10 protein-coding genes are annotated in these 13,427 nt (G+C 55.6%); all 10 read left to right on the top strand.

Features of this window, described 5'->3' with window-relative positions; all coding sequences use genetic code 11:
• The first annotated feature begins 24 nt into the window (after positions 1 to 24).
• Positions 25 to 2,172, top strand: a complete 2,148-nt coding sequence (locus tag HZU72_RS03320) for a methyl-accepting chemotaxis protein (protein WP_180090496.1) — start codon at positions 25 to 27, stop codon at positions 2,170 to 2,172.
• Positions 2,169 to 3,041: a CheR family methyltransferase gene (locus HZU72_RS03315; protein WP_180090494.1), complete on the top strand. Its 873-nt coding sequence runs from the start codon at positions 2,169 to 2,171 to the stop codon at positions 3,039 to 3,041. The genes HZU72_RS03320 and HZU72_RS03315 overlap by 4 nt, the downstream gene beginning before the upstream one ends.
• A 91-nt stretch (positions 3,042 to 3,132) precedes the next feature.
• Positions 3,133 to 4,194, top strand: a complete 1,062-nt coding sequence (locus tag HZU72_RS03310) for a protein-glutamate methylesterase/protein-glutamine glutaminase (RefSeq protein ID WP_180090493.1) — start codon at positions 3,133 to 3,135, stop codon at positions 4,192 to 4,194.
• A 120-nt stretch (positions 4,195 to 4,314) separates the two neighbouring features.
• Entirely contained in the window at positions 4,315 to 6,021 is a 1,707-nt protein-coding gene (locus HZU72_RS03305) for a methyl-accepting chemotaxis protein (protein ID WP_180090491.1), read from the top strand.
• 102 nt (positions 6,022 to 6,123) lie between these two features.
• Positions 6,124 to 6,513: a chemotaxis response regulator CheY gene (gene cheY, locus HZU72_RS03300; protein WP_022520923.1), complete on the top strand. Its 390-nt coding sequence runs from the start codon at positions 6,124 to 6,126 to the stop codon at positions 6,511 to 6,513.
• 41 nt (positions 6,514 to 6,554) lie between these two features.
• The gene (gene cheZ / locus HZU72_RS03295) at positions 6,555 to 7,250 is read left to right on the top strand and encodes a protein phosphatase CheZ (RefSeq protein WP_009288441.1); all 696 of its coding nucleotides are present in this window, start codon (positions 6,555 to 6,557) and stop codon (positions 7,248 to 7,250) included.
• A gap of 104 nt (positions 7,251 to 7,354) precedes the next feature.
• The gene (gene flhB, locus HZU72_RS03290; protein ID WP_180090490.1) at positions 7,355 to 8,521 is read left to right on the top strand and encodes a flagellar biosynthesis protein FlhB; all 1,167 of its coding nucleotides are present in this window, start codon (positions 7,355 to 7,357) and stop codon (positions 8,519 to 8,521) included.
• Positions 8,518 to 10,605 (top strand): flagellar biosynthesis protein FlhA, encoded by a 2,088-nt coding sequence (gene flhA / locus HZU72_RS03285; RefSeq protein WP_180090489.1) that lies wholly within the window; start codon positions 8,518 to 8,520, stop codon positions 10,603 to 10,605. The genes flhB and flhA overlap by 4 nt, the downstream gene beginning before the upstream one ends.
• Positions 10,606 to 10,663: 58 nt before the next feature.
• Positions 10,664 to 12,847 (top strand): flagellar biosynthesis GTPase FlhF, encoded by a 2,184-nt coding sequence (gene flhF, locus HZU72_RS03280; protein ID WP_180090487.1) that lies wholly within the window; start codon positions 10,664 to 10,666, stop codon positions 12,845 to 12,847.
• The gene (locus tag HZU72_RS03275; RefSeq protein WP_180090485.1) at positions 12,844 to 13,416 is read left to right on the top strand and encodes a C15 family peptidase; all 573 of its coding nucleotides are present in this window, start codon (positions 12,844 to 12,846) and stop codon (positions 13,414 to 13,416) included. The genes flhF and HZU72_RS03275 overlap by 4 nt, the downstream gene beginning before the upstream one ends.
• Positions 13,417 to 13,427: the final 11 nt, after the last annotated feature.

The raw sequence follows: 13,427 nt of genomic DNA, 5'->3' as shown, positions 1-13,427 counted from the left end.
TAAAACATTAAAAAAAGGCACACCATGCGTAATAACCAACCAGTCTCTCAGCGTGAAATCGAACTAAAAGAAGACGACTTCCTAGTCTCGCGTACCGATACCAAGGGGCGCATCACCTATGCCAACCCTGCGTTTATCGATATTAGCGGCTTTGAACACGCAGAGCTGATAGGTGCGCCGCATAACCTGATACGCCACCCGGATATGCCGCCGGCAGCCTTTGAAAACCTCTGGAAAACCGTCAAAACGGGGGAAACGTGGCGAGGGCTGGTCAAAAACCGCTGCAAAAATGGCGACCACTACTGGGTAAACGCCAGCGTCACGCCGATTATCGAAGATGGGCAAGTAGTGGGCTACACCTCGGTGCGTGTACAGGCAAGCCGCGCAGCCATTGAGCAGGCCGAGCGGGCCTACGCTGAAATACGCGAAGGCCGCAACAAGCGGCTTTACTTAGATAAAGGCCGGTTACGCCAGAAAGGTGTGATTAAGCGTTTGGCCCGGGTACGCCTCGATACCATTCGTGCCAAATTGGTAGGCATGATTGTCGTTGCAGGGCTGCTGTTATTAATCAGCGGTGGGCTTGGTCTGTATGGTTTGAATGTCTCCGGCGAGCGCTTGGGGCAACTGAATAATGACGGTCTGCGTGATGTTATCCGCCTGCAGAAAATCGATCAAACCATTGCTCAAACCCGCCAAGCGATGATTGAGCCAGAGCGTATGGAGCTGATCAATCAACGCTTCGAGATGGGTGAAAGCATTGAGGAGAGCGCCGCAGAGGTTGCTGAGGTGTGGCAGGAGTACTACTCCCGTGAGGTCAATGCGACTGAGCTTGCCACCGAGTTTGACCAGCAGCTACAGACCTTCCTGCAGAACGGCATGAGCCAGGCGGCCAGCGTGCTTCAGGCAGAAGAGACCTACCAAGCCTTTACTGGTCTCGATGCTGTGATTAGCGTCATGACCAGCGATGGTCGCATCCTGTCAGGCATGGTTAATCAACTGATTGCCCAGAAACAGCAGGCAGCTGAGGCCATGGCCGTTGACGCTCAGCAAGGTCAAACCACGATGCTGGGTGCCCAAGCCATAGTACTTGGAATTGGTTTACTGCTACTTATTTTGATCGGCATGGTTACCCTGCGGGCGATTACCAGGCCGCTAAAAAGTGCTGCAGGTTTTACGCTGCAAATTGCTGGTGGTAATTTGGCCGCTAAAGTCCCTGCCCAAAGACGCGATGAAGTGGGTCAATTGATGGACTCGCTGAACACTATGCGCAAAAGCCTCAGCAGCATCATCGCCGATGTAAAAAGCGGTATTGATGTGGTCACTCCGGCTGCCCAGGACATTGCCAGCGGTAACGAAGAGCTGTCGTCGCGTACTGAACAGCAGGCGGCCTCTTTGCAACAAACCGCCTCCAGCATGGAAGAGATGACTGCCACTGTGCGGCAAAACAGTGAAAACGCTCAAGAAGCCCGTCGTCTAGCCGATAACAATGCTATCCAGGTAACGAATACCGGCGAGTTGATGACACAGTTAGTCGACAACATGCAGCGGATTACCCAAAGCTCCCAGCAGATGGCTGATATTATCAATGTTATCGATTCGATTGCGTTTCAGACCAATATTCTGGCCCTGAATGCATCGGTAGAAGCGGCTCGGGCAGGTGAGCATGGGCGTGGTTTTGCGGTGGTGGCCGAAGAGGTGCGTAACCTGGCTGGCCGAAGCGCTGGTGCCGCTCAAGAAATTCGCGGCCTGATTGATGGCTCTAACCGTGAGGTAAGCGCGGGTGCCAGTATGGTCACCAAAGCCGAAGCTGCGATTAGCGAAGTGGCGGAAGCTGCGCGCAGTGTGACGCAGATCATGCACGAGATTTCAGCCGCCTCCGAAGAGCAGAGCCATGGTATTGCCCAGGTTAACCAAGCGGTAGCAGAGATGGATCAAGGCACCCAGCGTAATGCGGTGCGGGTACAGGAAACCGCACGTGCAGCGGTCTCGCTTGAGAAGCAGGCGGGGCTATTAGCGCTATCGGTGGAAGCGTTTCGATTAAACAGTCAGGGGGCGCTACGTCCGCCAGCAGTGACAGCGACTAAGCACGCTGCTCAGTTGCCTAGCACATCGTCGCCGAATTCGCCCGTTAAACGGCAGGCAGCCTCAGTAGAGGAGTGGGAAGCGTTTTGACCGAACAACGTGAACGGGTGGTAGACGCAGGTCAGTGGACATCGAGCAGCCAGATTGAGCGCGATCTAGTACTGACGGATGCGGATTTTACACGGATTCGCGAGCTGATTTATCAGCGCGCCGGTATTGTGCTGGCTGAGCATAAACGTGAAATGGTCTATAGCCGCTTAGCAAAGCGGCTACGCCACCATGGCATGACGCGCTTTACCGACTACTTGGTGCGCTTGGAGCGTCAGCCAGAAGCCAAGGAGTGGGAGGCATTTACCAATGCACTGACCACTAACCTCACGGCCTTTTTTCGTGAGGCGCACCATTTTCCGCTGTTGGCTGAGCATATAAAGGGCAAACAAGACCCGGTCACTATTTGGTGTTCGGCCGCCTCCACCGGGGAGGAGCCTTATTCGCTGGCAATGACATTGTTAGAAACGTTGGGCGCTAAAGCGTCGCAGGCCAAAGTCATCGCCACCGATATCGATACCGATGCGTTGGCCAGGGCTCGAGCTGGCGTTTATCCCCTGGAACAGGTACGCAAGATCGATGAGGCACGGGTAAAGCGGTTTTTTCAGAAAGGAACGGGTAACCATGCGGGCTTTGCACGGCTTCGCCCGGAAGTATCAGCCTTAGTCGAGTTTCTTCCGCTTAATTTGCTGGCGCCGCAATGGCCAGTTAAAGGCCCTTTTGATGCGGTGTTCTGCAGAAACATCATGATTTATTTTGATAAAGATACTCAATCAAAAATTCTTAAACGGTTTGCGCCACTAATGAAGCCCGATGGCTTGCTGTTTGCAGGACACTCGGAAAACTTCTCGTACATTAGCGACGCATTCAAGCTGCGTGGTCAGACCGTTTATAACTTGGCCAAAAAATGAATAACTATCGTGTCTTTATGATCGCTTTAGGCGCTGTGGCTCTAGCGGTTGCAATCACACATCAGGCGTCTACAGCAAGAGGAGGCGTGCTTTGAGCGCAGCCAAGATCAAAGTGTTGTGTGTCGATGACTCGGCGCTAATTCGCGATTTGTTAACGGAAATTATTAATTCCCAGCCCGATATGGAAGTCGTTGCCGTCGCGCCTGACCCTATCGCCGCCAGGGATTTGATCAAGCAGCACAATCCTGATGTGCTTACCCTTGATGTGGAAATGCCACGTATGGATGGCTTGGATTTTCTTGAGCGCTTGATGCGCCTGCGTCCGATGCCGGTATTGATGGTGTCGTCGCTCACCCAAAGCGGTTCGGAGATTACCCTGCGTGCGCTAGAGCTTGGCGCGCTGGATTTTGTCGCCAAGCCGAGTCTGGGCATCCGCAATGGGATGATGGAGTACGCCGACGAGATTGCCGAAAAACTGCGCGCCGCTGCGCGCTCGCGGCCTCGTCAGGCGCGGCATAAAAACACTCCGCCACCGGAAGCCCTGAAAGCCCCGTTAGTGTCGAGTGAAAAGCTGATCATTATTGGCGCGTCTACGGGGGGCACTGAAGCGATTCGTGCGGTGCTTGAACCGCTGCCCGCCAACGCCCCGGCGATTTTGATTACTCAGCATATGCCCGGCGGGTTTACCCGTTCGTTTGCCGAGCGCTTGGACCGGCTGTGCCGGATTACGGTGAAAGAAGCCACCGACGGCGAGCGGATTCTACCTGGACACGCTTATATCGCCCCAGGGGATCAACATCTTAAGTTAGCGCGTAGCGGTGCCAACTACGTGGCGCGATTAGATAGCGGCCCACCGGTCAATCGCCACCGTCCCTCGGTAGACGTGCTGTTCCATTCAGCGGCTCAGCATGCGGGTAAGAACTCCATCGGCGTCATTTTGACCGGCATGGGTAAGGACGGTGCGGCAGGGCTGCTAGAGATGCGCCAAGCGGGGGCTCCCACCATTGCTCAGAATGAGCAGACCTGTGTGGTCTTCGGTATGCCCCGTGAAGCTATTGCTGTTGGAGGGGCTGTGGAAGTGGTGGCGCTGGATGATATTCCCTCGCGAATGATGGCGCTGATCGCCGCCTCCGGCCGCGCCCAGCGTGTGTAGTGCCATGCATATGGATTATTCGTAAGTACTGGTCACCAGGACTTAGCGCAAGGGCTTAGCTTAGCCACTAAGCATACGATCTAATCATAAAAACCTAATAAGCTCGCAAGGGAATTTTCAATGAACCGTTTACTGCGCAACTTGAGTATTCACGCCGCCGTGGTCACATCGCTTTGCTGCTTTGTCGTGCTGATTTTAGTGATTTCGGGCTTGAGTGTGGTGGCCGATCGCAATTCACAAAATAACTTAGCTACGCTAAGCGGTATCAGCGATGCGCAGTTAAATGAGATTAACCGCGCTGATTCGCTGCTTAACCAAGCTATGCTGGCCATGGAAACTGCCTCCAATTACCTGATGGTGGGGCAGACCCAGCAATCCAATGAGCAGGTTGCCGCTGCCGGTAATCGTATTGAACGCTCTGAACAGCGTTTCGAGCGCTTTGCGACAAACTCATTTTCACCGCAAGGCGAGGCATTGGCGAACGCCCTAATTGAAGATTTCAATACCGTAATGGGGCTAGTTAAACAACAGCACGAAACCTTTGAATATATGGATTTAACCAGCTACAACAACCTGCGCGATGAGTTGGTAGAGCCGATAAATAGCTTATCCGAAAGTATGACGGCGTTTGTGGCCTACGGCTTCCAGCGGGTAGATACCATTCGCTCTGACGCGGATGCCCAAGGCAATCTGTTTGCCATGATCAATGCCGGGGCCGTAATTTTTGCCCTACTGATGACCTTAGTAATCTACCTAGGTTTACGCCGTACAGTGATTGCACCGCTAAGAGGCGCAATCCAGCGGCTGGATGCGATTGCCGAGGCGGATTTGACCAATCCGCTGCCGGAAGCCGGTAAAAATGAAATTGGCCGTTTGTTTGGTGCTATGGGCACCATGCAGCAAAACCTCACCAATATCGTTGGTCGGGTGCGTGAAGGTAGTAACGAAATTCACCACGGCACCCGTGAGATTGCCAGCGGCAACGCTGATCTCTCCTCACGTACAGAGCAGCAGGCGGCATCGATTCAACAAACCGCGGCCAGTATGGAAGAGATGACCGCGACGGTAAAACAGAACGCCGACAATGCTCGTCAAGCCAGCACCCTGGCAGCAGACGCTTCCACCACGGCTGAGCGCGGTGGACAAGTGGTAGAGCAAGTGGTGCAAACTATGCACGGCATCTCCACCAGCTCGAAAAAAGTCGCCGATATCACCAGCGTTATTGACTCAATTGCTTTTCAAACCAATATTCTGGCCCTCAACGCGTCGGTAGAGGCCGCCCGCGCCGGCGAGCAAGGCCGCGGATTCGCGGTGGTGGCGGGGGAAGTGCGTAATTTGGCCAGCCGCAGTGCGGATGCGGCCAAAGAGATTAAAACCCTGATTGATGCCTCGGTAACACAGATTCAGCAAGGTTCCACTCTGGTCGAGCAGGCCGGTACCACGATGTCGGATGTGGTTACTGCTGTGCGCCGTGTTACCGACATCATGGATGAAATCTCCGCTGCCTCCCAAGAGCAGAGTGACGGTATTGAGCAAGTCAGCCAAGCCGTGGGCCAGATGGATCAAGTCACCCAACAAAATGCCGCGCTGGTACAGCAAGCTTCTGCGGCGGCGGCCTCCCTTGAGGAGCAGGCCAATCGGTTGGAGCAAGCCGTAGCCGTGTTTAAGCTGTTAGGTATGCAGCAGGCATCCCATCAGGCGCTGCCTTCCTCATCGCCAGCAACGAACGTTATGCCTGCGCCGAGGGCTGACCAGCAAGCTCGTCGCCCAGTTCAACAAGCCCCAGCTTCTCAGCGCAGCGACCACGAAGAGTGGGAGGAATTCTGAAGAACAGTTTTGAAAGAGCCGTTTCAAAGTAGCCGTTTTAAACCCCTGACTGTACTTTTCAGTCGCCCTTGTGCCATATACTGATTGATTAGAGGATGACCCATGGCAGATAAGAATATGAGTTTCCTGGTTGTAGACGACTTTCCCACCATGCGTCGGATCGTACGTAGTCTGCTTAAGGAGTTGGGCTTCACCAACGTGGATGAAGCCGAAGATGGGCAAGATGCGCTCAATAAGCTGCGTGCCGGCAAGTTTGAGTTCGTCGTTTCCGATTGGAACATGCCGAACCTTGATGGCCTGGAGATGCTCAAGGAGATCCGTCAGGATGATGCCCTGAAAGACCTTCCTGTGTTGATGGTGACCGCAGAAGCGAAGAAAGAGAACATTATAGCGGCCGCTCAGGCGGGCGCTAACGGCTATGTCGTCAAGCCGTTCACTGCCGCTACCCTGGAAGAGAAGCTCAATAAGATCTTCGACAAACTGGGTATGTGAGCAACTGGGCCTATGTGCTTGGTTAACGAGGAGACAACATTATGAGCCAGAATGAGCAGTCCGATTCTGCCCAATCGTCCGAACAAGCCGCCGAAGACTTAATTCATCGCATCGGTAAGTTGACGCGCATGCTGCGTGAAAACATGCGTGAACTGGGGCTTGATAAGGAGATTGAGAAGGCGGCCGAGGCCATCCCCGATGCACGCGACCGCTTGCACTATGTCGCAACCATGACGGAGCAGGCAGCAGATCGAGCGCTCAATGCCGTTGACCGTGCGCAGCCGCTGCAGGATCAGTTGTCAGACCGGGCGGAAGCGTTGGATAAGCGCTGGGCCGAGTGGTTTGAAGCACCGAAAGAGCTGGATGAGGCGAAAGCGCTCGTTGTCGAGACACGCACTTATCTTAGCGAAGTGCCCGATGTGGTTTCAGCGACTAACAAAGAACTGATGGAAATCATGATGGCTCAGGACTTTCAGGACCTGACCGGCCAAGTGATTAAGAAGATGATGGACGTGATCCATGAGATCGAACATCAGTTGGTGCAAGTGTTGATCGATAACGCGCCGGGCGCCCATGCACGAGAAACGCTACAGCGCAAGGCCGAGGATCAGTGGAAAAGCGACAGTGCACGGCGTAACGAAGAGCTTTTGAATGGGCCGCAAGTGAAGGATAATGTCCCTGATACCGTCTCCGGGCAAGATCAAGTAGACGACTTATTGGACGAATTAGGCTTCTAAAATGCGTTATTAAACGCCCTCTGGGCACGCAAGTACGCCATTCAGCCGTCCCTATGGACGGCTGAATACGTGATAAGCTTTGCTTCACCTGGCCGGATACCCGTATGGCAGATAACGATAGCGACCAGGAAAAGACCGAAGAGGCCACGCCCAGGCGGAAAGAGAAAGCCCGTGAAGAGGGCCAAGTCGCCCGTTCCCGCGAGTTAAATACGTTTTTACTTTTGCTGGGTGGTGTGATTGGCCTCTATAGCATGGGCAACATGCTCTACGACCAGTTGGGGGCGGTGATGGAGCAAGCTTTCTTGTTTGAGCGCCGCCAGGCAATGGAAAGTACGCCGATGCTGGTCAATGCGCTGGATCTTGGTCAGCGCACGCTATTTGCCATGATGCCGCTATTTTTACTGTTAGCCATCATTGCATTAGTAGCCCCTGGGCTGATGGGAGGCTGGCTGATATCGGGTAAATCGATGCAGCCCAAGTTTTCCAAGCTAAACCCTATTAAGGGCGTGAAGCGTATCTTCTCCACCCAGGCACTGATCGAATTGGCAAAAGCGATTGCCAAATCGTTTCTGGTGGGGGGCGTGGCTGCGACGTTTTTGTATTTCAACATCGGCAAATTTATGGCGCTAATGGATCAGCCTATCCAGCAAGCGCTGACCAATGCCCTAAGCATGGCGGCTCAGGCAGCTGGGCTAATGGTGTTGGTGTTGATCGTGGTCATTTTGATCGATGTCCCTTTCCAGCTCTGGGACAATGCTAAGAAGCTGCGCATGAGTCAGGAAGAGATTAAGCGTGAGCACAAAGAGTCCGAAGGCGACCCGCAAGTGAAGGCGCGCATTCGCCAGCAGCAGCAGGCCATGGCGCGGGGCAGGATGATGAGCAAAGTGCCCGAGGCGGATGTCATCATTACCAACCCTACGCACTACGCGATAGCACTGACTTATCAAGAAGGCAGTATGGGCGCCCCGCGGCTGGTGGCAAAAGGCGCCGACGCAGTGGCTGCGCGCATTCGCGAAATCGCTGAAGAGGCAGGCGTGCCTCGCTTGCAGGCAGCACCATTGGCGCGGGCCCTGTATCATCACGTCGATCTAGATGCAGAAGTACCTGCCGAACTGTATACCGCGGTGGCGGAAGTAATGGCCTGGGCCTACCGTCTCAAGCAAGTATCACAACAAGGAGGCGAGGTGCCCCCAACCCCTGATAACCTGCCGGTTCCGCCGGAGATGGAAAGCCCCGGGCATGGCGCCGGTGGTAATGAGGCGCAACCATGAAAGGCTTGAGTCAGCTAGTAGGGCGGCGCGACTGGATGAGTGATGTGCGCATGAAGCTGCTGGTCGGGCCGCTGCTCATCCTAATGATTTTGGGCATGATGATTGTGCCCTTGCCCCCCTTTGCCCTGGATTTACTCTTCACCTTCAATATTGCCCTGGCCATTATGGTGTTAATGGTCAGCATGTTTACGCAGAAGCCGCTGGACTTTGCGGCGTTCCCTGCCGTGTTGCTATTTACTACGCTGCTGCGCCTGTCGCTCAATGTGGCTTCTACCCGTGTGGTGCTGATGGAGGGCCACCAAGGCGGCGCCTCTGCGGGTAAGGTCATTGAAGCGTTCGGGGCGTTTCTGGTCGGCGGCAATTTCGCTGTCGGCCTAGTGGTTTTCCTGATTCTTGTCATCATCAACTTTATGGTTATCACCAAAGGTGCTGGCCGTATTGCCGAAGTGGGTGCACGCTTTACGTTGGATGCAATGCCAGGTAAGCAGATGGCCATTGATGCCGATCTGAACGCCGGCTTAATCGGCGAAGAAGACGCCAAAAAGCGCCGCGCGGAAGTCGCTCAAGAGGCGGATTTCTTTGGTTCCATGGACGGCGCAAGTAAGTTTGTCCGTGGCGATGCCATTGCCGGTTTGGTGATTATGGTGGTCAATATCATCGGCGGGCTGATGATTGGTATGCTACAGCACGATATGAGCTTTGGCGCTGCTGGTCAGACCTATATGTTGCTGGCGATCGGTGATGGCTTGGTGGCGCAAATTCCTGCCCTGGTGATCTCGACCGCAGCGGGTGTCACGGTATCCCGGGTGAGTACCGACACGGACGAGGATATTGGCCAGCAAATGCTCAGCCAACTATTCGTGAATCCCCAGGTGCTGATATTGGCCGCCATAGTGATGGGGCTACTGGGCATGGTGCCCGGCATGCCCAATTTAGTATTTCTGCTCTTTACCGCACTATTGGCGGGTTTGGCGTGGTTTATTATGCGCAAAAAGGAGCAGTCGTTGGTTAAGGAGGAAATTGCGACTGCGCCTATGCCGTTACAAGAGACCCCTGAAGCGAGTTGGGAAGATGTGCAGCTGGTCGACACCCTCGGCCTGGAAGTGGGGCATCGCTTAATCCCGCTGGTCGACTCGCGTCAAAAAGGCGAGCTGCTTGGGCGCATTAAGAGCGTGCGTAAGAAGTTTGCCCAAGAAGTGGGTTTCCTGCCGCCGGTCGTCCATATCCGTGATAATTTGGAGCTGCCGCCGAACGCCTATGTACTCTCCATGAAAGGCGCCGAGATTGGTCGCGCCGAGGCACAGCCAGGTAAATGGCTAGCGATTAACCCCGGGCAGGTATCGGGCGAGCTGCAGGGCACCCATACTCAGGATCCCGCTTTTGGCTTGCCCGCTGTCTGGATTGATAGCAACCAGCGTGAGCATGCCCAGGTGTATGGCTACACCGTCGTGGATGCCAGTACCGTCATAGCGACTCACTTGAACCACCTGTTGCACCGTCATTCGCCCGAGATGCTGGGCCGTCAGGAAGTACAGAAGTTGCTGGATAAAATGGGCGATGATCAAAAAGCGTTGGTCGAAGAGGTGATCCCCAAAGCTATTTCCTTGACGGTGCTGCAGCGTATCTTGCAAAACCTGCTCGATGAAGATGTCTCTATCCGCGACATGCGCACTATTCTGGATACCCTGGCCGAGTACGCCACTCAGCAAAAAGATCCTAATGAACTGACGGCGCTGGTGCGAGCCTCGCTGGGGCGCGCCATTGTCCAGCAGTGGTTTGCGGGACAGGAGACACTCAATGTCATGGGGTTGGATGCCCAACTGGAACAAGTGCTGGTACAGGCCATGAACGGCAACGGCGCCATGGAGCCCGGGTTGGCAGAAACGCTGATGACCCAGGCCCAGCAGGCGCTGGAGCGTCACGAAAGTTCCGGCGAACCGCCGGTGTTGGTCGTGCAACATTCGCTAAGGGCGGTGCTTTCGCGCTTCTTACGCCGCCGGTTACGCCATATGTCGGTACTGTCCCAGGCTGAAATTCCCGACGATCGCACATTAAGAGTGACCACAGTGGTCGGCGGACGTTAAAGATGGCACGCCGTGATAGGCTAGCGTCGACCATTTTCAGAACAGGCAAGGGTAAATCATGAGCGTTAGACGTTTCGTGGGAGCCAATAGTCGTGATGTGATGCGCCAAGTGCGTGAAACGCTCGGTGAAGACGCCTTGATTGTCGCAAATCGGCGTACCGAAGGGGGCGTTGAAATTTTAGCGATGGCGGATGAAGCCATTGACCACTTTGAACCCTCACCAGAACCTGCACCATCCGAAACGCCGACAGCACCTCCAGCGCAAGACTCCATGCAGGCGATGAGCGAGCGCTTACTGCGCGAAATGCAGGATATGCGAGCTCTGCTGGCAAACAGCCAGTCAACCCATGCTGCTTCACCAGCGCCAGCAGCGCCCACCGGAACGGCTGCGCGGCTTCGCCAACTGCTATGTAATGTGGGTTTTAGCAGCGAAATTGCCGATGAACTGCTCGCAGGGTTGCCTGCATCGCTAACCAGGTTAGACGGTGAAAGCGAAGCGCCACTGCAGTGGCTGCGACAGCAGTTAATTGATCGCCTTTGCGTACTCAACGATGAAGCAAGCTTTTTCGACCAAACCGGTATTGTTGCCCTGGTGGGGCCAACGGGGGTGGGCAAAACTACCACAACTGCCAAACTGGCCGCTCGTTTTGTGATGCGCCACGGCACGCGCCCGGTAGCGCTGGTTACCACCGACAGCTTCCGGATCGGTGCCCATGAGCAGTTGCGCATCTATGCGCGCCTGCTGGATACGCCGATGTACGCCCTAGATGCCGAACAGCCCATCGACGATTTGCTGGGCCGCCTGCAGGGCAAGCAGTGGGTAATTATCGACACCGTAGGCATGAGTCAGCGTGACCAGCGGGTGATAGAGCAGATTGCCCACCTGCAGGGCGGACGCTCGAGGGTACGTTTGGTGCTGCTACTCAATGCTGCCAGCCAGCCGGAAACCCTTGAAGAGGTGGTGCTGCGCTACCGTCAGGCCGCGCGGGCGGCGGGTGCAGAGTTAGATGACTGCATTATCACCAAACAGGATGAGGCGGGGCGTCTGGCCCCAGTGTTAGATATTATTATGCGTCACGGGATGCGCGTCCTATTTGGTTCTAATGGCCAGCAGGTGCCCGAAGATATGGCCCTTGCCGCCCCCGATGCGCTAGTGGATCAAGCGCTGAGCACCGCGACACCACTGCGTGAGCGGGTGCAAAGTGCCGATTCGCCGATGGAAATGCCGCGCTGGTCGCGGGATGTCCTGGGCCAAGGGCGTCGTTTGTCGTCGCTACTGGCGAGGTTGCGCCAACGCGTCACGGGATTTGCGGAATTAGAAGAGATATGGAACCTAGCATCCCTGCCTAGCCGTTTACAGGAAACGCATTTGGATGCATTACTTGCCGGTTATCCAGCGGCAAAGACCACCTTAGGGATGGCGTGGTTCCCGCGGCGCAATGAGCGCGGCTGCGACTGGGCAATGCCGGACATTGGCCTGGACACGGATGGTGCCTGGCTGGCGCTCCCTTGGCTGCAGCATCGCCACGCCGCAGGGTGGCAGCCACGCTTAGCCGCTCTGTCGGCATCGAGCGGCGTCGCGGTGCACTTACTACCGCGCTTCCCCGAACCTGATGCGTTAACGTGGCTGGAGGCCGAGCACTTGACCTGGGTCAGCCAAGTGGCCCCTAGTCATCGGTTACGCTTTCACCGCGAACGTCAATCTATCCGTCAGCTATTTAGCGACAGTGTGCTAACGCATCATGTGGGCGTGCGGTTTCGTGGTCAATCGGTGCAGCTGTGGACTGCCTACGCCGAAGTCGAGGACGCCAGCGGCACGGCTCTGCTCGCCTGGTACGGCGAAGTTCGTGACCCGGAAAGCGCCAAAGTAGTGGCGCGCCGCTACTGGCTTACCCCCGCTCGTCTAGGCGCAGAAGTGCTCTCACTGCTGTTGACCCAGCTGCAAAGCGAAGGCTTGGCAGCCTTGACGCGTCGCGCGTGGCAGCAGTTAAAAGAGGCTGATAGTGGGGATCTAAATGCTGAAGTTCGCCTGTTAATGGCCAGTGGTGTAGCGTCGGTCGCCGGGCATCTCGATGTTGCTGATGATGAGGAGGCGCAGACGCTGCGTGGCGATCTGCTCAACCTATTAGGCAACAGCCGTCGTCGCCGTGATACCGGCATGCTTGATGCACTGGTCTATGCCTTTATGGCACGAGATGCGATTCGTCAAATGGGCAGTGTGAGTCGAGAGGGCGTGGCGTGAGCGAACAGGATCAAGCATCGGGTCTGCGCAAGTGGGCAAACCTGCAGCGCCAACAGCAGCAAGCTGAGGGTACCATTGATGTTGCGGCGGCAGAGCACGTGCCGGAACCTGAACAGACCTCCTCTCTGTTAACGCCGGTAGCTGCAGCGGTGGAAGAGCCGGCAACGACGGTGGCACCTCAGCCCAAAATCCCGCTTATTGTGGTCGGGCTACCGGGTAGCGGCGCAACCCAGGTGAACAAGGTTAAAGCACGACTAGGGCAGTGGTCGACGTTAGGTCGAAGCTGGGCCGGTGATCCTGAAGGTTGGGATATCCGTATCGCCATGGCCGAAACGGCCGACCTAGCCCAACTTCGCGATCAATACAGCCGTTGGGCGCTGTGGATCAGTAGTGATGCCGATACCTTTGCTTCCATGTTCCGTACCTTGCGTCAACTACATGAGCGTGGTGGGCCTCGTCGTTTGCTGGCGCTCCACGAGCCGCACTTGCCGCGTCAGGGGTTGCTCAATAACTTGCGTGAGGCCGCTGATTACTACTTAAATATGGAGTTGTTGGTACTTGCACGATGAGCGCACTCTGC

Origin of the sequence: Vreelandella sedimenti (assembly GCF_013416325.1) — a bacterium.
Classification (GTDB): Bacteria; Pseudomonadota; Gammaproteobacteria; order Pseudomonadales; family Halomonadaceae; genus Vreelandella; species Vreelandella sedimenti.
The sequence above is the reverse complement of the archived record's forward strand: the minus strand, read 5'-3'. Positions and strand labels throughout refer to the sequence as shown.